We start from the raw sequence: 21,223 nt of genomic DNA, 5'->3' as shown, positions 1-21,223 counted from the left end.
ACTGCCGGCCGGCAAACGACCGGGGCGCTGCGCCACATCGCGCCCGCACCCCGGCCAACCCATCTGTTCCGCCGAGCCCGTCCCGCCGCGCCGGATCGTTCAGCGCACCTCGAACTCGCCGACCACCACCGTCTCGCTGGCTTCCTTGAGTCGCAGCGTGACCTTGCGCTCGCTCGCCTTGGCGGTGCCGAAGCCGGTGATGAAGTGCAGCTGCAGCGAGGTGGCGCCGGTGACGAGTTGCTGGCGGTCGCCGTAGAAGTTCGCCTCGACCTTGTACGTGCCGGGCTTGGCATCGCGCAGCAGGAACTCCTCGGGGCCGTAGCCGCCGGTGAAGTCGTTGGACAGCCGGCCGCCCTGGTAGCTGCGGGGATTGCTGAAGTAGGTCTTCTCGCCGTTGGGATCGGTCACCCAAAGGTCCATGTCGCTGTTGTCGCTGTCCCAGGCCAGTACCACGCGCAGGTCCACCGGCAGGTTGCGCAGCAGGCGTGGGTCGATGGCGCTGGTGTCGAGCGGACGCGGGCTGTTGGCGATGATGGCGTTGAGCTCGCCCAGCGCGATCATGCCCACGCCGTTGAATCGATCGTCCCACTCGCGCGCCACCACCTCGTACAGATTGCCGATCGCCGCCTGGTGCGAGCCGACGGCGGCCTGGGCCAGACCGAGGTCGCGCCAGCTCTGCGGTTCTTCCTCCGACAGACGCAACACGCGCTGGAACATGGGCAGCGCAATCCCTGGCTGGTCCGCCTGCATCAGCCGGTAGCCGAGCACGCGCAGCAGGTGCCGGTTCTCGAGGTTCATCTCGGCCAGGTTGGACAGCACGCGCAGGGCGAGCTCGCGCTGGCCGCGTTCGAAGAGGATGTCGGCAACGTCGAGATAGAACGCCGGGCTGTCGGCGTGGCTGTCGCGCTCGTCGAGGTAGATCGCGTACACGTCGGCGGCGGCGGCATCACGCAGGCGGCGGGCGAACGGCGAATCGGGTTGCCAGGGCTGGATGGCGATGGCGATGCCCTCGCCGGCCTCACCGCCGTCCTCGCCTTCGCTCTCGGCGTTGGCCATGTCGGCCTCGCTGATGCGGCTACCGGTGACTTCGATCCGGTCCAACGAAACGCCCGTGTTGCCGGCCTGCGGTGCCACGGCGCGCGCCGTCACCGAGGGCGACGCGGGCGACGGCGTAGGCGGTGGCGGCGCCGCAGTCGTCATCGCGGCCGCCTCGGCATACGCCACCGGGGCAGGCTCGTCGGACTCGGTCTGCTTGGGTTGGCCCTTCGGCCAGCTCGTGCGCCACCACGTCAGCTTCTCGGCGAGCTCGGCGGCCACCTCGTCCAGACGAGTCTGCCGCGATTCCTTGCGCTCCTGGCCGCGTTGCGCCTGCAGCCGAGCGACCTCAACGCGGTACTCGGCCGGTGGGACGATGTCGTGCTGGGCGTAGTCGGCAAGCTCCTCCAGCACGATCAGCGACGTCTCGGCCGTGACCACGCCGAACTCGGAACCGATCCGCTGGATGCGCGCGCGGTGCAGCTCCGGCTCGGCGGCGAGCTCGCGCAGTGAGTAGCCGGCCCACAACGTGGCAACCAGGGCGCTGTCGGGCGCACTCGCGGTGACCGGCACTTCCACCACCCGCTCGGGGGACGCCTGGTCCGTCGGTCCACCGTCCTGCACGCGTAGGCGCAGCGTCGCGCTGGCGGCGTTGAGGCGTCCGGCGATGCGCAGTACGCCCGATTCGGGGAAATGCGACGCGACCACCAGGCCATCCGTCCCGAGGCCCTCGATTGCCAACAGTCGCGACTCGTCCTTCAGCAAGGTGTTGGTTGCAGCCGCCACCGTGCCCGGCGAGACGACAATCCGGCGACCGCCACGCGCCTCGGCCCAGGCCGTCAGGCGCGCCACGTCGGCGTTGGCGCCATTGGAATCGAGCGCGTACAGCCGTTGGCGCGGCGCCAGCGCCGGCATCGCCTGGCCGGTGCCGTAGTTGGACAGTCCATCGCTGACCAGCAGGTACTCGTCGACATCGGTCTGCGGTTGCCACTGGGTCAGCGCGCTGGCGCCGTCGTACTGCGTTGAACGCAGGGCGGCGCGCAACGCCGACCAGTTGCCGCCGCTGACGGTGAACGGCTCCACCGGTCCGGTGACATCGCGCAGTCGCTGCAAGCGCACGCGGGCATTGCCCACCGCGGCGAAGTAGCGATCGAGCACGGCCAGTTCGGCGTCGATGTCACGGTTGCGCGCCGAGGCGGAGCTGTCCCACAACAGGCCGACGACCTTCGGCAGCGGGCGCGAGAAGGCGCCGGCGCCTTCGAACGGCACTTCGGCATGGAAGTAACGCTGGCCATCGACCGTCTGCACGAACACCTGCGGCCGCGGCGCCGCGGCGAACCGCAGCGCCAGCCCACTGCGCGCGATGCGACGTCCGTCCAGCCGCGCCAGGTAGCCGTCGCCATCGCGCGCGAACGCGATATCGCCGAATCCGTCGATCACGCGCGGCGCGGCCTCATCACCGCGGGCGATCACTCGCAGCGGAAACTCGCCGACGCCACGCGCGAACGCCAGCGGCAGCTCGAACCGCCAGCCGCTGCGGTCAGCATCGCGCTGCAGGGCCTGGTCGATGCTGATGCGAACGCGGCGTTCGCCGTGGGCGGGAATCGGATAGACGCGCAGCTTGAACTGGTTGCCGGCGGTCTGTTCGAGCAGACCCGGGTCGACCCGACGGCGCGCGATCGATTCGAACACCTGCTGGCCCTTGGCCTTGCTTACCGGCACCGCCGGACGCATGCGGCCGTCGATGTCGAGCGCGAAGCCGCTGACGGTCTGCCCGGCCTGCAGCGGAAACTGCAGTTCGCCTTCCAGCTGGCGCCCGTTGGGATTGTGGAAACGCATCTCCACCGTGGTGCGCGCCAGGCCGCCATTGACCTCCGAGGTGACTTCGAGCGACGCCACGCGGATCGGTACTTCGGCCTCGGCGGCAACCAGCAACGGTGGCGCGATGAGGTTGCCCTGCGATTGCGCGGGTGCGGGTTGCCACGGCAGCACGGCGATCAGTGCGGCGGCGACGAGGAGTTGGAGTCTCACGCGAGAACCTCGGATCTGGATGGGCGACAGATGCCACAACGCATGGGCGACGCGGACGGGGTTGCCGCAACTCGATGGCGATGACGAAAGATGTGCTGCGAAGGCGCGACGGCGACGTTGAAACGGCAAACTCGAACCGCCGAGACCGGCGTTGGCGCAACAGTCAGCCGTCACCGCGTCGACACGTGTTGCGACAGGCATGCCTGCCATGCCTGCTTGCCACGCTGGCTGCGATGGCCTGCTGAGATCGCACCGCCTCGTCAGGCGTCGCGACGGTGCACCACAAGCTGCACGGCCAGGCACCCGCGCCAGTCGTCGGGCGCCAGGCGGAAGGCGATGTGGCCGCGCAGCGGCCTCGCCTACGCTACAGCTCGGTGTAGTCGCTGCAGTCCGGCCACGCTTGATCGGCCTGGTAGGCCCCATCGACGAAGCGCAGCACGCGCTGGAACGAGCAGGCTTCGTCGGTTTCGGTCACCAGGTCCTTCTTCTTCAGCGGGCCCATCGCCAGCGAATCGCCCTGGCGCGACACGCCGGCCGGGAAGCGGGTGGCGGTGCTGCGGTAACGCAGTACCGGCATGCCCTGCCCGTCCTGATCCAACCCCAGCACCACGCTGTAGTTGTATTCGTCGTGGCAGGCACCGGCCCGCTGCTGCATGTCTTGCTCGCCGAAGCAGGCCCGGATCATCGAATGACCATCGGCGGCCACGCTCAGCACCGGATCGATCTGGATGCCGTCGTCTTGGTGATAGATGCGGCTCAGGGTCAAGGTGGACGCGCTGGCGCCACCGCCGGAGTACCCGGTCTGCTGCGAAACGATGGCGCCCACCAGCACGTTCTGCAGCGCGGCCTGATCCGGATCGCGCGGGGGCTTCGGTGCGCCGATGCCCGACGCCATGCGAATGATGAACGGCCATGGCCGCACCATGGCCCCATCGGCATCGGCCAACGCGATGAAGCGGCTGCGCGGCTGCGCTTCACCGCGAACCTGCTGCTCGACTTCCAGCGTCGCCTCACCGTCGTCGGCACCGCGCGTGGTGCGCAGGCACCACTGCCCATCGGCCGTGCAGTAACGCGGCGAGGCATCACGCTCGGTCCCGTCCGCCGTCGGGCCCGTCGCGGCCGCTGCCGGCTCGAGCCGTTCGATCAGCGGCTCCAGCCGGTTGCCGGCGCGGTCCTGCGCCACGTCGGCGGCAACCACGCCGTCCGGGGAAGCGCCCGCCGCAGCGACCAGCCACGGGAGGGCCAGCGCAACGGCCAGGCAAATGCGGGATGTAACGGTGATGGCGGACATCGGTTTCGGCTTCCTGCGCACTGCGGCGCGTCCTTGCGTGGCCGCCGATGATAGCCCGGCGTCGTGGCCGTACCGCGTCGAGTGGAGTGTCGGCTCCAGTCAGCGCCGCGCGCCGTCCGATCAGGCTTCGGGAGCCCCCCACATGTCTTCGTACAGCGAGCGGACCGGGGCCGCAATAAAGTCCCAAGCCCAGCGCTTTTGTTCGTTGCTCGCGTTCCACATAAGTGGTTCCGCGTAGTACACATCCACTAGCTGACGGATTGCTTCCGGACCTCGCAGATACCAGTCTGCGATGAACGCAGTATGCGCGGACACGCTGGCTGAGTCCTTCGCGAAGATTGCTTCCGTAGTTCGGTCTGCGAACGATTCAAGGCATGCATAGGGGTTTTCATAGGGGCTTTCATAGCCGCGCTCTCGCACCCAGATGTCCGTGGCTTCCGCTTCGTTTGGAAAACGAGCACGGACGGCTTTGATCGGCTGCCATTCGTCACGATCGTCGACATTTGGTTCCATGGCTAGCTGCCTCTTAGACCGACTCCCGGTAGACGATGTTGAGCTGGATCGCGTCCCCGCCCCGGTAGTCGTCCGGCTCAAGTTTGAACACCACGAGGATGCGTCCGGCTGGTGGCACCCCATCCCAGCTGTTGAAGTGGATGGCGTTAAGGGGCTCCGCCCTCCCTTCCATTCGCAGCACCAGCTTCAGATGCTTCTCGCCCAGCACGCGAAAGCTCAGAACGTCGAAGGTGGCCTCATGAGCCGGCTCGGGAAACCCCTGGCCCCACGGTCCGGCATCGCGCAGCAGCTCGGCGTTGACGCGGCTGAACTCCTCGGCGCCCAGCTCGCCGTCGCTGGCGACATCGGCCTGCAGCAGCTCGGAGGTCAGCACGGTGCTGGCGTGGGCGGCGAACGCGCGCTCGAACTGCTCCAGTGCGTCGCGCTGGAGGGTCATGCCGGCCGCCATCGCGTGGCCACCGAATCGCTCGATCAACCCGGGGTGCTGCGCGGAAACAGCCGCCAGCGCATCGCGGATGTGGAAGCCCGGAATCGATCGCGCCGAGCCGCGCAGGCTCGCGCTGCCGGGCTCGGACGGCGCGAACGCCACCACCGGTCGGTGCAGGCGCTCCTTGATCTTGGACGCGACCAGCCCGACCACGCCGGGGTGCCATTGCGCGTCGAACAGGCAGATGGCGTCGGGCACGACGCCCTCATCGAGCGCAACACGTGCGAGCGCGGCATCGGCCTCGTCGGTCATCTGCTGCTGCACCGCGCGACGCTCGCCGTTGATCTGGTCCAGTGCCGTGGCAATCTGGCGCGCCTGTCCGCGGTCGTCGGTCAGCAGGCACTCGATGCCCACGGCCATGTCTTCCAGCCGGCCGGCGGCGTTGAGGCGCGGCGCCAGGGCGTAGCCGATGTCGCTGGCGGTGAGCCGCGACTCGTCGCGCTGGGCCACCTCGATCAGGGCACGCAGGCCGACACTGCCCTGCCCCGCGCGCAGCCGTCGCAGGCCCGCACCAACGAGCGCGCGGTTGTTGGCGTCCAGCGGCACCAGGTCGGCCACCGTGCCCACCGCGACCAGATCGAGCAGCACGCCCAGGTCCGGACCGTTGTCGGCCAGGCGTCCCTGCTCGCGCAGCTTGCGACGCAATGCGAGCAGCACGTAGAACATCACGCCCACGCCGGCGAGCACTTTGCTGGGGAAGCCGCAGCCGGGCTGGTTGGGGTCGACGATCGCATCGGCCGGCGGCAAGGTCTCGCCGGGCAGATGGTGGTCGGTGACCAGCACCTTCCAGCCACGCTCCCTGGCCGCGTGGATGCCGGCGTGGCAGGCGATGCCGTGATCCACGGTGACCAGCAGGTCCGGCTGGAGCGCGGCCAGTTCCTCAACCAGCCCCGGCGACAGGCCGTAACCGTGGATCATCCGGTTGGGCACGGCGTGGGAGACGCGCCGCGCGCCCAGCATGCGCAGGCCGCGCACGCCGACGGCGCAGGCCGTCGCGCCATCGCAGTCGAAATCGCCGACCACCAGGATGTGCCGGTCGTTGGCGATCGCCTCGGCCAGCAGGTCGGTGGCCAGGTTCAGGCCGAGCAATGTGTCCGGTGGCAGCAGGTTGGCAAGCCGCGGCTGCGCCTGGTCGATCGACGTGGCGCCGCGCGCGGCATACACGCGCTGCAGCAGCGGCGGGAGTTGCGGTGGCCACTGCCCGCCCTCGACGGGTTGGCGACGACGCAGCCGGGAGGCCGGCCTCATGGACGGCTCACGCCGGCAAAGCCCGCAACGCGCGACGCCAGAAGCGCCAGCGCTGACCGTGTTCGAGATCGAAGCGGCGGCCGCCGAAATCCAGGCTCACCCGCTGCAGGCGTCCGGCCGCGAGGTCGGTGAGCAGCGGCGCGCACCAGGCCGCATCGAGCACGGCCAGGTCGCGCAGGTGGCGCAGGTCGAACAGACGATCGCCCTCGCCGGCTTCACTCAGTGGTGCCCATGCCGGTGGCAGCGACTGCGCTTGCTTGCCCGCCAGCGATGCGAACGACTGCACGCCTTCGTCGTCACTGGCGATCGCATCGAACGGGCTACGCACGTGATCGGGCAACCGGCCGCTGCCCCAGAACCACAGCGAGTTGACCGGTGCCAGCCCGGCGGCGCTGCGCGCGGCGTTGTGCGGGTGGTTGTGAAGGACCACCTGCGCTTCGCTGAGCAGCGAACGGAAACGGCGCGCCTCGTTGCCGGCGTCGGCCTCCAGTCCGGGCAGGTGCTCGAACAGGTCTTCGCCCAGCGCCGCCTCGGGGGCGGTGAACACCGGCAGCTTTGCGCCCAGAGGCAGGCGCAGGTACCAGCGGTCGGGGCGCGGTGCGTCGATCAGGAAACCGGCGTCGCCGAACAGCGGCTTGAGCGCGGGCAGCAGCGCATCGGTGTCGGCGGCCGTCAGACCAAGCGCGCGGCCGTAGGCGAGCAGGCGCGCGCCGTTGATGTCGGGCCGCACGTAGGCGGGATCGGCACGCACCCAGGACGACATCGCGGCGTCGCCGACATCGAGCTGGCGACTTACCGCCGCGATTGGCCAGCCACGCGGCAGCACGTCGAACACGCGTGCCAGCGGTTCGCCATCGAACACCTGGCGGTCGGCCTTGCCCAGTCGCGCGGCCAGCGACTCGGGCAGGCGCTGCGCGCCGAAGCGCGCAGGCGCGGGCAACAGCAGCGTGACCGTGGCCATCGTCGGTCAGCCGTCGTAGGCGACGCTGACGATTTCGTACTCGCGGGTGCCGCCCGGGGCCTCGATGGTGACGCTGTCGCCCTCGTGCTTGCCGATCAGCGCGCGCGCGACCGGCGAGGAGATCGCGATCAGGCCCTGCTTGATGTCGGCTTCCAGGTCACCAACGATCTGGTAGCTGCGCTCTTCGTCGGTGTCGACGTCGGCCAGCTTCACCTGCGCGCCGAACACCACGCGCGAACCGGCGTTGAGCGCGGCCACGTCGATGATCTGCGCGTGCGAGAGATCGCCCTCGAGCTGCTTGATGCGGCCTTCGATGAAGCCCTGCTGCTCGCGCGCCGCGTGGTACTCGGCGTTCTCCTTGAGGTCGCCGTGGGCACGCGCCTCGGCGATCGCATGGATCACCGCCGGGCGCTTGACCGACTTGAGTTCATCGAGTTCCGCGCGCAAACGCTGCGCGCCCTTCATCGTGAGCGGTGCTCGCATTTCTATGGTTCCTTTCGCCGGCGATCCGCCGGCCCATGCCTGTTCGTTGGATGGATTGTGCCCGGAAGCCCGCCGATCGTCATGCCCGCGTGGTGCTCACGCGGGACATCGGTCGGAGGGCTCGGCGTCCGGCCACGACGGGCCGGACGCACGGGTGGCCGGCTTACGCGCCGGCCTTGATCTCGGCGTGCAGTTCCTGCAGCGACCAGACCGGGCCGGTGCCGCGGTAGTCGAGCGAGTGCACCAGCGCGCGCGCGCCCGACACGGTGGTCGAGTACGTGATGCGCTGCTGCAGCGCCTCGCGGCGGATCGAGAACGAGTCGGTGATCGCCTGGCGGCCTTCGGTGGTGTTGATGATGTAGACCAGCTCGCCGTTCTTGATCAGGTCGACCACGTGCGGACGGCCTTCGGTGACCTTGTTGATGGTCTCGCAGGCCAACCCTTCACCGCGCAGGAAGCTCGCCGTGCCGCTGGTGGCAACCAGCGTGTGGCCGCGCGCGATCAGGTCCTGGGCGACCGGCAGGACGCGCTGCTTGTCCGGGTCGCGCACCGAGATGAACACCTTGCCCGTGGCCGGCAGCGCCTTGATGCCACCGGCTTCCTGCGCACGTGCCATGGCCGCGCCGAAGTTGCGGCCCACGCCCATCACCTCGCCGGTGGAGCGCATCTCCGGCCCGAGGATCGGATCGACGCCCTGGAACTTGGCGAACGGGAAGATCGCTTCCTTCACCGAGTAGTAGTCCGGCACGATCTCCTTGGTGGCGCCTTGGGCGGCCAGCGTCTGGCCGACCATGCAGCGCGCGGCGATCTTCGCCAGCGGCATGCCGGTGGCCTTGGACACGAATGGCACGGTGCGCGAGGCGCGCGGGTTGACCTCGATCAGGAAGATCCGGTCGTTGCCGTTCTCGTCGGCCTGCACCGCGAACTGGGTGTTCATCAGGCCGACCACGTTCAGCGCCTTGGCCAGCTCGACGACCTGACGGCGCAGCTCGGCCTGGATGGCCGGCGACAGCGAGTACGGCGGCAGCGAGCAGGACGAGTCGCCCGAGTGCACGCCCGCTTCCTCGATGTGCTCCATGACGCCGCCGATCAGGACGTTGCCGTCCTTGTCGGCGATCACGTCCACGTCGACCTCGACAGCGTTGTCGAGGAAGCGGTCGAGCAGCACCGGAGAGTCGTTGGAGACCTTCACCGCATCGCGGATGTAGCGCGTGAGGTCGGCGTCGGAGTACACGATTTCCATCGCGCGGCCACCGAGCACGTAGCTCGGGCGCACCACCAGCGGGTAACCGATCTGCGAGGCCAGCAGCAACGCCTCCTCGGGATTGCGCGCGGTGCGGTTGAGCGGCTGGGCCAGGCCGAGCTTCTGCACGAGCTGCTGGAAGCGCTCGCGGTCCTCGGCCAGGTCGATCGAATCGGGCGAGGTGCCGACCACCGGCACGCCATTGGCTTCCAGCGCCTGGGCGAGCTTCAGCGGGGTCTGTCCGCCGTACTGCACGATGACGCCCTTGGGCTTTTCGAGATCGCAGATCTCCAGCACGTCTTCCAGCGTGAGCGGCTCGAAGTACAGGCGGTCGGAGGTGTCGTAGTCGGTCGACACGGTCTCCGGGTTGCAGTTGACCATGATGGTTTCGTAGCCGTCCTCGCGCAGGGCGAGCGCGGCGTGCACGCAGCAGTAGTCGAACTCGATGCCCTGGCCGATACGGTTGGGGCCACCGCCGAGCACGATGATCTTGTCGCGGTCGGTCGGCTGCGCCTCGCACTCGTCCTCGTAGGTCGAGTACATGTAGGCGGTGGTGGTGGCGAACTCCGCGGCGCAGGAGTCGACGCGCTTGTACACCGGACGCACGCCGAACGCGCGACGCAGGGTGCGCACCGCGGTCTCGTCAGTGCCGGTCAGCTGCGCCAGGCGCGCATCGGAGAAGCCCATGCGCTTGAGCGCGCGCATGCGCGCGGCGTCGAGGCTGGCCAGGCCGGCCGCGGCGACGTCCTTCTCGGTGGCGATCAATTCTTCGATCTGATCCAGGAACCACGGATCAACGAACGACAGCGCGTGCACGTCTTCCACGCTCATGCCGGCGCGGAACGCGTCGCCGATGTGGAACATGCGCTCCGGGCCCGGCTCCTTGAGCTCGCGCTTGAGCGTGGCCAGGCCTTCTTCGCTGGTCAGGTCCAGGCCGGTCGGGTCCAGGCCCACCTTGCCCGTCTCCAGGCCGCGCAGCGCCTTGAGCAGCGACTCCTGGAAGGTGCGACCCATCGCCATCACCTCGCCCACCGACTTCATCTGGGTGGTCAGGCGCGCGTCGGCCTGCGGGAACTTCTCGAACGCGAAGCGCGGGATCTTGGTGACGACGTAGTCGATGCTGGGCTCGAACGACGCCGGCGTGGCGCCGCCGGTGATCTCGTTGCGCAGTTCGTCCAGCGTGTAGCCCACGGCAAGCTTGGCGGCGATCTTGGCGATCGGGAAGCCGGTGGCCTTGGACGCCAGCGCCGAGGAGCGCGACACGCGCGGGTTCATCTCGATCACCACCACGCGACCGTTCTGCGCGTTGATGCCGAACTGCACGTTCGAGCCGCCGGTGTCGACGCCGATCTTGCGCAGCACCGCGATGGAGGCATCGCGCAGGCGCTGGTATTCCTTGTCGGTGAGTGTCTGAGCGGGGGCGACGGTGACCGAGTCGCCGGTGTGCACGCCCATCGCGTCGAAGTTCTCGATCGAGCACACGATGATGCAGTTGTCCGCGGTGTCGCGGACCACTTCCATCTCGAATTCCTTCCAGCCCAGCACCGACTCCTCCACCAGCACCTCGGTGGTCGGCGAGAGTTCCAGGCCGCGGGTCACGATGTCGACCAGTTCCTCGCGGTTGTAGGCGATGCCGCCGCCGCTGCCGCCCAGCGTGAAGCTCGGGCGGATGATGGTGGGATAGCCCACGCGCGTCTGGATGTCGAGCGCCTGTTCAAGGGTCTTGGCGACTTCGGCCTTCGGGCACTCCAGGCCGATCTCCTTCATGGCCACGCGGAACAGCTCGCGGTCCTCGGCCATGCGGATGGCGTCGCGCGAGGCGCCGATCAGCTCGACGCCGTACTTCTCCAGCACGCCGTTGTCGGCCAGATCGAGTGCGCAGTTAAGAGCGGTCTGGCCGCCCATGGTCGGCAGCAGGGCGTCGGGGCGTTCCTTGGCGATGATCTTCTCGACCGTCTGCCAGTTGATCGGCTCGATGTAGACCGCGTCGGCCATGTCCGGGTCGGTCATGATCGTGGCCGGGTTCGAATTGACCAGCACCACGCGGTAACCCTCGTCGCGAAGCGCCTTGCAGGCCTGCGCGCCGGAGTAGTCGAACTCGCAGGCCTGGCCGATCACGATCGGGCCCGCGCCGATGATCAGTACGGTCTTGATGTCGGTGCGCTTTGGCATGTTCAGCTCCGGGATTCGGGATTGGGGACTCGGGACTCGGAATCGAGCCTGCGAATCAGGGCCTGATGGAGGCGTTGCAGCATCTGCCCCACCCGATCACTTAGTTCGATGGCTTCGTCTCGCGCGGTTGCGTTACCCAACGAGAGCGAGGCGGAAAGGAGTAGTTGTGTCTGCAGTTCGGCGCTAGAGCCCAGGGCCATGGACACGAACCGCGCGTAGTCTCGCGTGCTTGCACGCGCGTTGCCCTCGGCGATGTTGGAGGGAATCGACACCGCCGAACGTTGCAACTGCGAACTCAGGCCGTATCGCTCTTCGCGCGGGAATTCAGCAGTCAATTCGTAGACCGACTTCGCAAGCCGCATTGCCAACTGCCACACATCCAACTCGCGGAAGTGCGAAGCCGTCACTGGCGGCCACCCGAATCCCGAACCCCGAATCCCGGGTCCCGCATCGAGGCGACGAAGCGGTCGAACAGCGGTGCCACGTCGTGCGGGCCGGGGCTGGCCTCCGGGTGACCCTGGAAGCTGAAGGCCGGCGCGTCCGTCAGGGCGATGCCCTGGTTGCTGCCGTCGAACAGCGAGCGGTGGGTCACGCGCACGTTGGCCGGCAGCGTGGCTTCGTCGACCGCAAAGCCGTGGTTCTGGCTGGTGATCATCACCCGGCCGCTGTCGAGGTCCTGCACCGGATGGTTGGCGCCGTGGTGGCCGTGCCCCATCTTGAGCGTCTGCGCACCGACCGCCAGGGCCAGCAGCTGGTGGCCCAGGCAGATGCCGAAGGTCGGCACCCGGGCCGCGACGAACTCGCGGATCGCCGCAATGGCGTAGTCGCACGGCGCCGGGTCGCCCGGGCCGTTGGACAGGAACACGCCGTCGGGCTGGAGCGCCATGACGTCGGCAGCGCTGGTCTGCGCCGGCACCACGGTCACCCGGCAACCGCGTTCGGCCAGCATGCGCAGGATGTTGTGCTTGACGCCGAAGTCGTAGGCCACGACGTGGTGCCTGGCTTCAGCCTGCACGAAGGTGTTGCTGTCGAGGTCGAGCTGGCCGTCGCGCCACTCGTAGGACGCAGGCGTGGTGACGACCTTCGCCAGGTCCATGCCCTTCAGGCCCGGGAAGGCGCGTGCGGCTTCGAGGGCTTTGGCGACATCGACGTCGCCGGCCATCAGCGCGCCGTTCTGCGCCCCGCTCTCGCGCAGCAGGCGGGTCAGCTTGCGGGTGTCGATGTCGGCAATAGCCACCACGCCGCGTGCGGCCAGCCACTGCGGGAGCGCGACCTGGTTGCGCCAGTTGCTGGGACGACGCGGCACGTTGCGCACGATCAGGCCCGACGCCCAGACCCGCGACGCTTCGTCGTCCTGGTCGGTGCAGCCGGTGTTGCCCACGTGCGGGTAGGTCAGCGTCACCAGTTGGCGCGCGTACGACGGATCGGTGAGGACTTCCTGATAGCCGGTGATCGCGGTGTTGAAGACCACTTCGCCGACGGAAAGGCCGGGCGCGCCTACGGAAACGCCCTCGAACACGGTGCCGTCTTCGAGAGCGAGGATTGCGGGTTGATTCACTGGGGTCGCCTTGGCTGCCTAGGGGTACTGACCCCGTCCGTCGCGCAGGCGCCGGTAAAACCGGCTTGCAGCAAAACACGGACGCGGTGCGGGACCGGTCCGGCGGATGGGGTTCAGGCGAGCGGGAATTCTAGCGGCGCAGACCGGCCAGCGCCAGCGCCGGAATCGAATTCAGCCGATTCGGCGCACCGTGGGCGTCACATTCGGGAGGTAGGGCCACGCCCCGCCACGTCCTGGCGCCGGCACAGGACGATGCCCTGCCCCACGTCTCGTTCAGCCGAGCAGGTCGCGAACCCGGTACAACCCGGCAGGGCGCCCGTGGAGACGCGCGGCCACGTGCAGCGCGCCGCGGGCGAAGATGTCGCGGTTGCTGGCGCGATGCACCAGCTCGATGCGTTCGCCCAGCGCGGTGAACTGAACAAGGTGTTCGCCCACGATGTCGCCCGCGCGCACGGAGGCGTAGCGCGGCGTGGCGCCGCCATGTTCGGCACTGGCGCCCAATGCCAGTGCGGTGCCCGAGGGCGCGTCCAGCTTGTGCGCGTGATGGGATTCGACGATGTCGCAATCCCAGCCCGGCAACGCCGCGGCGGCGCGCTCGACCAGCTCGGTGAGCACGGCCACGCCCAGGCTGAAGTTCGCCGCCCACAGCAGCGCGATGTTCTGCGACGCCGCCTGCAACGCCGCGCGCTGATGCGCCTCGATGCCGGTGGTGCCCGACACCAGTGCCGTGCCGCGCTGGAGGCAGGTCGACAGGATGCCGTCGAAGCCCTCGGGCAGGCTGAAATCGATGGCGACGTCGAAGTCGGGCACGGCGGACAGTTCGGAACCGGCGAAGTACGGCACCCCGTCGATGACCCTCTGCGCGGGTTGCGAACGCGCGACAGCGGCGACAACGACGATGTCGTCGCGCTCACCGGCCAGGCGCAGCAAAGACTGGCCCATGCGTCCGGAGGCGCCGTGGACGAGGATGCGGACGGGGGAAGTCGGTTCGTTCATGCGCGCAGGCTAAACGCTGCGCGGTCGCGCGGACAAGCGCCAGACGAGAAGCGGAGCGCGGCATGCCCGCGCCCCGCTCCGCCGATGCTTACTGGTAGACCACCTGCGCCTTGAGGTTGGCCAGCACCTTGAGCATGAACGCCTTGTAGTCGCGGTTGTACTGCGCCGCGCAGATCGGGCCGGGCGTGCGGTCGTCGAGCACGCGCTTGACCTTGATGGCGTTGCCATCGAGCTCGTAGCTGGCCTTGTAGCTGAACGCCTCGCCGGACAGATCCACGCTCGGCGGCACCGCCAACACCTTCGCCGGTGCGGCGAACTCGACCACGTACTCTTCCTGGGCGAAACCGTTGGTGCAGGTGGTCTCGCCGTCACCCACCTCGTCGTTGCCCTGCGGGGCGAAGCGCGACACCGGCGCCTCGCTGGGGAACATCGGCTGCAGGGTGAGCGCGCCCGGCATCGACAACACCTGGCCGGCCTAGAAACGCAGCGAATACCGGTAGCGGTCGGTCAGCGCCGTCGCGTCCTCCATCTCGATGCTGCCGCTACCCTCGGCGCCCATGCGCTGGAAATAACGGTTGACGTACTGCGTCGCCTGGTCATGGCTCACACCGCGGAATCCTGCCCGCGCCGAAACGGCGTATATGCCCTCGAGTTCGACCTCGGACTCGCCTTCGATGGAGCCGTCGGCCGCCACCTTGAGACGCGTGCGCACGATCTGGCGATTGCTGCCGGGCGCCATCGCCGGCGTCCGCGTGCCATCCCGGTAGCCGTCCACGAGGAACACGGGCTTGCCGATGTCGCCCGGGGGCAGCATGCCGAACGGGATGCCCTTGGCGGTCGCGTCCAGGTAGAGGCTCCACTGCGGCAGGTAGTTGATGACGTGGTTCACCATCGACACCGCCGGCGTGCCCGGCAGGCGGAAGAGGCCACCGGAGTTGATCAGCGCCTGCGTGCTGCCGATGCCCCTGGCGGTCAGCAGCGCCTGCAGCAGCGTCGCGTGGTCCTTGCAGTCGCCCATCTTGTTGTCGAGGATGAAATCGACGTCATGCGGCACCACGGCGCCCAGGCCGATGCAGTTGCCGGCATAGGTGATGTTGGTCGACACCCACTCGTACAGCGCACGGGCAACCTCGCGCGGCTCGCTGCGCTGTCCGGCGATCTCGTCGGCGAGCTTCTGGATGCGCGGCGTCACCGCGGCCTTGGGCGTGGCACGCTCACCGTAGACGCGCGCGATGTCGGCGTAGCTGGCGAAGGTGGAATACACCAGGCCTGGCTGGTGCTCGAACTGGAACAGCTCGGCGGCATCGCCCGGCCGCACCGGCTGCTTGTTGCTGAAGCGCCAGTGGCTGATGCGGCGACCGCCGACCGTCTCGTCGCGGACCTTCTGCATGTCCCAGGCTTCGTGCTTCACCGGCAGTTCGGCCGGGGCATCGAAACTGACGTCGACCTGCCCGTAATAGACCTGGCGCGAAAACGACTCGACATCGGAGAACTGCCGGTCGAACATCGGCTGCGAACCGACCAGCCGGTACTTGAACACGGTGGTGTCGCCGACCTCCAGCTCCGGGAAAACCACGGTCATCGAGGTCCGGTCGGAGAACACCGGGCCGCCGTCACCGTGGCCGCCGTTGGTCTGCACCTGGTAGTTCGACTTGGGCACGACGACCCGCTTGCCGTCGGGCTTGAGGGTGTACGCCTCCAGCACTTCCACCTTCTGGATGCTGGTGCTGTAGCCGACCGACGAATTCTTGAGCAATTCCAGCGCGTCGGACTTGAGCACCTTGATCGCCTGTTCGCGCGTCTCGGTGTACGAGCCGTCGACATTGATCTTGAAGGCGACGTCGAAACGCTCGATCTGCATCGGCCGTTCGTCTTCCGTCTGAAGTTCCGGCGCCGCCATCAACGGTGCGCAGGCCATCCCGCACGCGGCCACCAGGACGCGCGCATTCCATCGGTTCAACATTCTTCTTCCCTTGCTTGCGGTGAGTACCGCCCCTGTCGCCGATTTTACTGCAGGCAATCAAAGGTGATATTGCGTGTCCAGCTTGATCGCGGAGTCCGGTCATGAGCCGCACCACCCTTCCCCTGCTCGTGGGTGAAGCGTTTTCGCCATGGACGCAGAAGGCGCGCTGGGCGCTCGACCATTGCGGGGTCGCGTTTACCTATTGCGAGTACACGCCGACGGTGAGCGAGCCCTGGCTGCGCTGGCGCATGCGGCAATGGTCGGGGCCGATGTCGGTGCCGGTGCTGCTGGCCGGCGCGCAGGCCCTGCGCGGTTCCTGGGACATCGCCCGGCATGCGGCCCTGCAGGCCGGCGATGGGCGCCTCGGCGACGTCGAAGCGATCTCGCCCTGGAACGAACTCAGTGAAACCGCGCTGGCCGAAGCCAGGACGCGCGTGGTGCGCTGCGTGCTGTCCGATCCGGCGGCACTCGACGAGTCGGCCGCTGCGGTGCTGCCGGCGCCGCTGCGCGGCCCGCTGCGTTTGGTCACTCGGGATGCCGCGCGACGACTGGCACGTCGACTCGATGGCAAGTACCAGCATCTGCTGGTGCCCGGGTCATTGCGGCGGGCGCTGGAGCACACCCGCGCCGGCTTGCGAGCGGCCGGATCGGACCATCTGCTCGGGCATTTCAGCTACGCCGACATCGCCATGGCCGTGGTGCTGGAGGCCGTGGCCCCGGCGGCGAAGATCGAACCTCCGCTCGGACCGGCGACGCGCCGCTGCTGGAGCGACGACGCCCTGGCCCGCGAATTCGCCGACCTGGTGCAGTGGCGCGACCGCCTGCTGGCGTCGCGCGCAGGAAAATAGGAGCCAACCTCGCTGGCGACCGCTGCAACGGGTCGGCAGCCAGCGGGCTCCTACATGGGCATCACGAGGTCATCCGGTCCCAGAAGCCCTTCACGCCATCGAGGAAGGTCGAGGACCGCGGCGAGTGCTTGCGCGCTTCTTCGCCGACGAAGGTGGCCTCGAACTTCTCGAGCAGATCGCGCTGCTCGGCGGTGAGATTGATCGGGGTCTCGACCACGACACGGCAGTACAGGTCGCCGGGCTTGCGGCTGCGCACCGACTTCACGCCCTTGTCGCGCAGGCGGAACAACTTGCCGCTCTGGGTCTCGAACGGGATGCGCAGTTCGACCTCGCCGCCCAGCGTGGGCACGCGGATGGTGTCGCCCAGCGCGGCCTGGGAGATGCGGATCGGCACGTCGCAATGCAGGTCATCGCCGTCGCGCTGGAAGATCTCGTGCTCGCGGACACGCACGTCGACGTAGAGGTCGCCCGATGGCGAACCGGCCGGACCGGCCTCGCCCTCGCCCGCAAGGCGGATGCGGTCGCCGTTGTCGACACCTGCCGGAATCTTGACCTGCAGGGTCTTGGTGCGTTCGATACGCCCCTGGCCGTGGCAATCGCCGCAGGGGCTGGCGATGGTCTGGCCGCGACCGCCGCAATGCGGGCAGGCCTGCTGCATCGAGAAGATGCCGCGCTGGAAACGCACCTGGCCACGGCCCTGGCAGGTATCGCACTTCTCGAGCTTGCCGTCGGCCGAGCCGCTGCCGCTGCAGGTATCGCACTCGTCGAGCGTCGGGATTTCGATCTGCTTCTCGACGCCGCCAACGGCTTCCTCGAGCGAGAGCTCCATCACGTAGCCGACATCGGCGCCGCGTCGCGGGGCGCGCTGCCCGCCGCCGCCGCCGCCGCCGAAGATGTTGCCGAAGATGTCACCGAAGATGTCACCCATGTCGGCATAACCGCCGCCCGGCCCACCACCACCGCCCATGCCGTGCTCGAAAGCGGCATGGCCGTGCTGGTCGTAGGCGCGACGCTTGGACGCGTCGGACAGGACTTCGTACGCCTCCTTGCACTCCTTGAACGCAGCCTCGGCATGGGCATCGCCGGGGTTCCGGTCAGGGTGGTGCTTCATCGCACAACGACGGTAGGCCTTCTTGAGGTCCTCGTCGGAGGCGTTGCGGGCAACGCCCAAGGTTTCGTAGTAGTCGCTTTTTGACATGGTCAGTGATCGGTTCGGCCTGCGGCCAGGTGAGTCGGTGGCTAGGCCATCTGGAATGGTCGGGGTGAAACAACGAAGGCCAGGCAATGCCGCGGTGCGGTGAGCTCACCGGTGGCGAGCTGCGATCGCCCCCCCCTGCAAACGGCAGGCCCGACGCCCACAAGGGCGCCGAGCCTGTCAGCAGTACGGGTGCGTTCGCCCCGCGCCGGCAGCGAGCCTCCGGTGCGGGTCGGGATATGCATTGCCCCCTTCCGCGAACCGTGGGCGGCACCTTCGGCGATATCCGAAGGCGCGCTCACCGTGGGACGACGAATCCGTACCGTCACCCCACAACAACGTCCATCAAGGGGAAAGCCAGCCGCGGCCGGGTGGAATCGGACGACCGGCGCGGCCGCATCTTGCCAGACTCGCGGATGGTGGTGCGCACGCATGCCGTTCCCCGCTGGGAGCAGGCCGGCCGAAGCCGGGCCTGCTACGTCACCTTGGACGATCAACCGTTCTTGTCGTCCTTGACCTCGGTGAACTCCGCGTCAACCACGTCGTCGGACTTGCCGGCGCCGCCCTGGCTGCCGGCGTCGGCACCGGGCTGCTGCGACTGGGCGGCGGCAAACAGGGCCTGCGCAGCCTCCTCGAGCACCTTCGACTTGGCCTCGATCTGGCCCTTGTCGTCGCCCTTCATCGCCGTTTCCAGGTCAGCGATCGCGGCCTCGGCCGCACCGATCGAGGCGCCCGGCAACTTCTCGCCGTGTTCCTTGATCGCGCTGCGGGCGGTGTGGATCAGGCCGTCGGCCTGGTTGCGCGCCTGCACCAGGTCGTGGAACTTCTGGTCTTCCTCGCGGTTGGCTTCCGCGTCGGCGACCATCTTGGCGATCTCCTCGTCGGACAGGCCCGAGCCGGCCTTGATCTCGACCTTCTGCTCCTTGCCGGTCTTCTTGTCCTTGGCCGTCACGTGGACGATGCCGTTGGCGTCGATGTCGAACGACACCTCCACCTGCGGCATGCCGCGCGGCGCGGGCTCGATGCCCGACAGGTCGAAACGTGCCAGCGACTTGTTGAAACGGGCCTGCTCGCGCTCGCCCTGCAGCACGTGCACGGTCACCGCGGACTGGTTGTCCTCGGCGGTCGAGAACGTCTGGCTGGCCTTGGTCGGCACCGTGGTGTTCTTCTCGATGATCTTGGTGAACACGCCACCCAGGGTTTCGATGCCCAGGCTCAGCGGGGTCACGTCCAGCAGCAGCACGTCCTTGACGTCACCGGCCAGCACGCCGCCCTGGATGGCAGCGCCGATGGCGACCGCCTCGTCCGGATTGACGTCCTTGCGCGGTTCCTTGCCGAAGAAATCGGCGACGGCCTGGCCGACCTTGGGCATGCGGGTCTGACCGCCGACCAGGATCACCTCGCTGATGTCGCTGGCACGCAGGCCGGCGTCGTTCAGCGCAATGCGGCACGGCTCGATCGTCTTGCGGACCAGGTCCTCGACCAGCGACTCGAGCTTGGCGCGGGTCAGCTTGATGTTGAGGTGCTTCGGCCCGGAGGCGTCGGCGGTCACGTACGGCAGGTTGACCTCGGTCTGCTGCGCGGACGAGAGCTCGATCTTCGCGCGCTCGGCGGCGTCCTTGAGGCGCTGCAGGGCCAGCGGATCCTTGCGCAGGTCCAGCCCGGAATCCTTCAGGAACTCCTCGACGAGGTAGTCGATGACGCGCTTGTCGAAGTCTTCGCCACCCAGGAAGGTGTCGCCGTTGGTGGACAGCACCTCGACCTGCATCTCGCCGTCGACCGAGGCGATCTCGATGATCGACACGTCGAACGTGCCGCCACCCAGGTCGTACACGGCCACCTTGCGGTCGCCGCCCTTCTTGTCCATGCCGTAGGCCAGCGCGGCGGCGGTCGGCTCGTTGATGATGCGCTTGACGTCCAGGCCCGCGATGCGGCCGGCGTCCTTGGTGGCCTGGCGCTGGCTGTCGTTGAAGTACGCAGGCACGGTGATGACGGCCTCGGTGACCGTCTCGCCCAGGTAGGCCTCGGCGGTTTTCTTCATCTTGGCCAGCACTTCAGCGGAAATCTGCTGGGGTGCCATCTTCTTGGCGTCGAGGGTCTGCACCCAGGCGTCGCCGTTGTCGTGGGCGACGATGCCGTACGGCACCAGGCCGAGGTCCTTCTGCACTTCGGCGTCGGTGAACTTGCGGCCGATCAGGCGCTTGACGGCATAGAAGGTGTTCTTGGGGTTGGTGACCGCCTGGCGCTTGGCCGAGGCGCCGACGAGGATCTCGCCGTCCTTGGTGTACGCCACGATCGACGGTGTGGTGCGGTCGCCCTCGACGTTCTCGATGACCTTGGCCTTGCCGCCTTCCATGATCGCGACGCAGGAATTGGTGGTGCCAAGGTCGATGCCGATGATCTTGCCCATGCTGGTGCTCCCTCTCGAATCTTGTCTGTGTGGCGGACGCGCCGCCGATGTGCGTGATTTGGGGCCGTCGGAAAGCAGTTCAAGCGCCGACCGACCGGCCGCGATGGCGTTGGAGACGCGATTCAGCCTTCGCTGCTGACCACCACCAGCGCCGGGCGCAGCAAACGGTCGTTGAGCAGCCACCCCTTCTGGAACACCTGCACGACGTGGCCCGGAGCGTGCTCGTCGCTGTGCACCATGCTCATGGCCTGGTGCTGCTCGGGGTTGAACGCCTGCCCGGTCGGGTTGACCGCGGTCAGGCCGTTGTCACCGGCCACTTTCAGCAGCTGCCGCAAGGTGAGCTCCATGCCGTCGCGCAGCGCGCCGGTTCCGTCGGAGGCGACGGCAAGTCCGGCTTCGAGGCTGTCGATGACGGGCAGCAACTCGCCCAGCAGGCGCTCGTTGGCGAACTTGCGGGCCATGTCGCGCTCGCGCTCCAGGCGGCGGCGCTGGTTCTCGAGGTCGGCGCGTTCGCGCAGCGAATCCTCGCGCAGCTTGGCCAGTTCGGCCTGGGCGGCCTCGAGGGCAACGGCCAGTTCGTTGGTGTCGTCGGTGTCGGCGGCCTGGTCAGCCGTGTCCTGGATCGGTTCGGTGGTCATTGAGCTTGCTCGGTCCTTGCGCAGTGGCGCGCGTGGGAAGGCAGGGTTACGGCGGGTGAAGTCCCCGCGACAGGCCCAGCTATGGGGCCACGGGACGGGGATTCAAGCGGGGTCGGCCCCAATTGCCAGGCCAGGCGGGACAATCCCGCCT

16 protein-coding genes are annotated in these 21,223 nt (G+C 68.3%); 1 reads left to right on the top strand and 15 read right to left on the bottom strand.

What is annotated here, in order from left to right; translation table 11 throughout:
* Positions 1-99: 99 nt before the first annotated feature.
* The 12 genes from EER27_RS06705 to EER27_RS06655 form a co-directional block, all read right to left on the bottom strand.
* Positions 100-3,066 carry a VIT domain-containing protein gene (locus EER27_RS06705; RefSeq protein ID WP_223807202.1) on the bottom strand — a complete coding sequence of 989 codons (2,967 nt, stop codon included), beginning with the start codon at positions 3,064-3,066 and terminating at the stop codon, positions 100-102.
* Between the two features lie 364 nt (positions 3,067-3,430).
* Positions 3,431-4,357, bottom strand: coding sequence for a hypothetical protein (locus EER27_RS06700; protein ID WP_123087225.1), 927 nt, complete (start codon positions 4,355-4,357; stop codon positions 3,431-3,433).
* Positions 4,358-4,477: 120 nt separating this feature from the next.
* Complete coding sequence (locus tag EER27_RS16910; protein WP_148040970.1) at positions 4,478-4,870, bottom strand: DUF7674 family protein; 393 nt, start codon at positions 4,868-4,870, stop codon at positions 4,478-4,480.
* 13 nt (positions 4,871-4,883) lie between these two features.
* Positions 4,884-6,605, bottom strand: a complete 1,722-nt coding sequence (gene recJ / locus EER27_RS06695) for a single-stranded-DNA-specific exonuclease RecJ (protein WP_123087224.1) — start codon at positions 6,603-6,605, stop codon at positions 4,884-4,886.
* 7 nt (positions 6,606-6,612) lie between these two features.
* Positions 6,613-7,566: a phosphoglycerate mutase gene (locus EER27_RS06690; RefSeq protein ID WP_123087223.1), complete on the bottom strand. Its 954-nt coding sequence runs from the start codon at positions 7,564-7,566 to the stop codon at positions 6,613-6,615.
* Positions 7,567-7,572: 6 nt separating this feature from the next.
* A complete protein-coding gene (greA, locus tag EER27_RS06685; RefSeq protein ID WP_123087222.1) occupies positions 7,573-8,049 on the bottom strand; it encodes a transcription elongation factor GreA in 477 nt (158 codons plus the stop codon).
* Between the two features lie 163 nt (positions 8,050-8,212).
* Positions 8,213-11,464, bottom strand: coding sequence for a carbamoyl-phosphate synthase large subunit (gene carB / locus EER27_RS06680; RefSeq protein WP_123087221.1), 3,252 nt, complete (start codon positions 11,462-11,464; stop codon positions 8,213-8,215).
* Between the two features lie 2 nt (positions 11,465-11,466).
* Positions 11,467-11,871 carry a four helix bundle protein gene (locus EER27_RS06675; protein WP_123087220.1) on the bottom strand — a complete coding sequence of 135 codons (405 nt, stop codon included), beginning with the start codon at positions 11,869-11,871 and terminating at the stop codon, positions 11,467-11,469.
* Entirely contained in the window at positions 11,868-13,022 is a 1,155-nt protein-coding gene (gene carA / locus EER27_RS06670) for a glutamine-hydrolyzing carbamoyl-phosphate synthase small subunit (protein ID WP_123087219.1), read from the bottom strand. The genes EER27_RS06675 and carA overlap by 4 nt, the downstream gene beginning before the upstream one ends.
* Positions 13,023-13,295: 273 nt before the next feature.
* Entirely contained in the window at positions 13,296-14,018 is a 723-nt protein-coding gene (gene dapB / locus EER27_RS06665; protein ID WP_123087218.1) for a 4-hydroxy-tetrahydrodipicolinate reductase, read from the bottom strand.
* 88 nt (positions 14,019-14,106) lie between these two features.
* Positions 14,107-14,475 carry a hypothetical protein gene (locus EER27_RS06660; protein WP_123087217.1) on the bottom strand — a complete coding sequence of 123 codons (369 nt, stop codon included), beginning with the start codon at positions 14,473-14,475 and terminating at the stop codon, positions 14,107-14,109.
* An 18-nt stretch (positions 14,476-14,493) separates the two neighbouring features.
* Positions 14,494-15,981: a DUF3857 domain-containing transglutaminase family protein gene (locus tag EER27_RS06655; protein WP_123087216.1), complete on the bottom strand. Its 1,488-nt coding sequence runs from the start codon at positions 15,979-15,981 to the stop codon at positions 14,494-14,496.
* A gap of 101 nt (positions 15,982-16,082) precedes the next feature.
* Here EER27_RS06655 and EER27_RS06650 point away from each other — a divergent pair, with 101 nt between their 5' ends.
* Entirely contained in the window at positions 16,083-16,829 is a 747-nt protein-coding gene (locus tag EER27_RS06650; RefSeq protein WP_123087215.1) for a glutathione S-transferase N-terminal domain-containing protein, read from the top strand.
* 61 nt (positions 16,830-16,890) lie between these two features.
* Here EER27_RS06650 and dnaJ read toward each other — a convergent pair whose 3' ends face one another.
* The 3 genes from dnaJ to grpE form a co-directional block, all read right to left on the bottom strand.
* A complete protein-coding gene (dnaJ, locus tag EER27_RS06645; RefSeq protein ID WP_123087214.1) occupies positions 16,891-18,027 on the bottom strand; it encodes a molecular chaperone DnaJ in 1,137 nt (378 codons plus the stop codon).
* Between the two features lie 490 nt (positions 18,028-18,517).
* Complete coding sequence (dnaK, locus tag EER27_RS06640) at positions 18,518-20,434, bottom strand: molecular chaperone DnaK (protein WP_123087213.1); 1,917 nt, start codon at positions 20,432-20,434, stop codon at positions 18,518-18,520.
* 122 nt (positions 20,435-20,556) lie between these two features.
* Entirely contained in the window at positions 20,557-21,072 is a 516-nt protein-coding gene (gene grpE / locus EER27_RS06635; protein WP_123087212.1) for a nucleotide exchange factor GrpE, read from the bottom strand.
* Positions 21,073-21,223 lie beyond the last annotated feature (151 nt).

Source organism: Montanilutibacter psychrotolerans, from assembly GCF_003719825.1.
GTDB classification, from domain to species: Bacteria; Pseudomonadota; Gammaproteobacteria; order Xanthomonadales; family Xanthomonadaceae; genus Montanilutibacter; species Montanilutibacter psychrotolerans.
This window is presented reverse-complemented; position numbering and strand designations above follow the sequence as displayed.

Bases quoted from the DNA above. Each gene is read 5' to 3' on its own strand.
- EER27_RS06700 (WP_123087225.1), bottom strand. From the start codon at position 4,357: ATGTCCGCCATCACCGTTACATCCCGCATTTGCCTGGCCGTTGCGCTG.
- EER27_RS16910 (WP_148040970.1), bottom strand. From the start codon at position 4,870: ATGGAACCAAATGTCGACGATCGTGACGAATGGCAGCCGATCAAAGCC.
- recJ (WP_123087224.1), bottom strand. From the start codon at position 6,605: ATGAGGCCGGCCTCCCGGCTGCGTCGTCGCCAACCCGTCGAGGGCGGG.
- EER27_RS06690 (WP_123087223.1), bottom strand. From the start codon at position 7,566: ATGGCCACGGTCACGCTGCTGTTGCCCGCGCCTGCGCGCTTCGGCGCG.
- greA (WP_123087222.1), bottom strand. From the start codon at position 8,049: ATGCGAGCACCGCTCACGATGAAGGGCGCGCAGCGTTTGCGCGCGGAA.
- carB (WP_123087221.1), bottom strand. From the start codon at position 11,464: ATGCCAAAGCGCACCGACATCAAGACCGTACTGATCATCGGCGCGGGC.
- dapB (WP_123087218.1), bottom strand. From the start codon at position 14,018: ATGAACGAACCGACTTCCCCCGTCCGCATCCTCGTCCACGGCGCCTCC.
- EER27_RS06660 (WP_123087217.1), bottom strand. From the start codon at position 14,475: ATGCCGGGCGCGCTCACCCTGCAGCCGATGTTCCCCAGCGAGGCGCCG.
- EER27_RS06655 (WP_123087216.1), bottom strand. From the start codon at position 15,981: ATGTTGAACCGATGGAATGCGCGCGTCCTGGTGGCCGCGTGCGGGATG.
- EER27_RS06650 (WP_123087215.1), top strand. From the start codon at position 16,083: ATGAGCCGCACCACCCTTCCCCTGCTCGTGGGTGAAGCGTTTTCGCCA.
- dnaJ (WP_123087214.1), bottom strand. From the start codon at position 18,027: ATGTCAAAAAGCGACTACTACGAAACCTTGGGCGTTGCCCGCAACGCC.
- dnaK (WP_123087213.1), bottom strand. From the start codon at position 20,434: ATGGGCAAGATCATCGGCATCGACCTTGGCACCACCAATTCCTGCGTC.
- grpE (WP_123087212.1), bottom strand. From the start codon at position 21,072: ATGACCACCGAACCGATCCAGGACACGGCTGACCAGGCCGCCGACACC.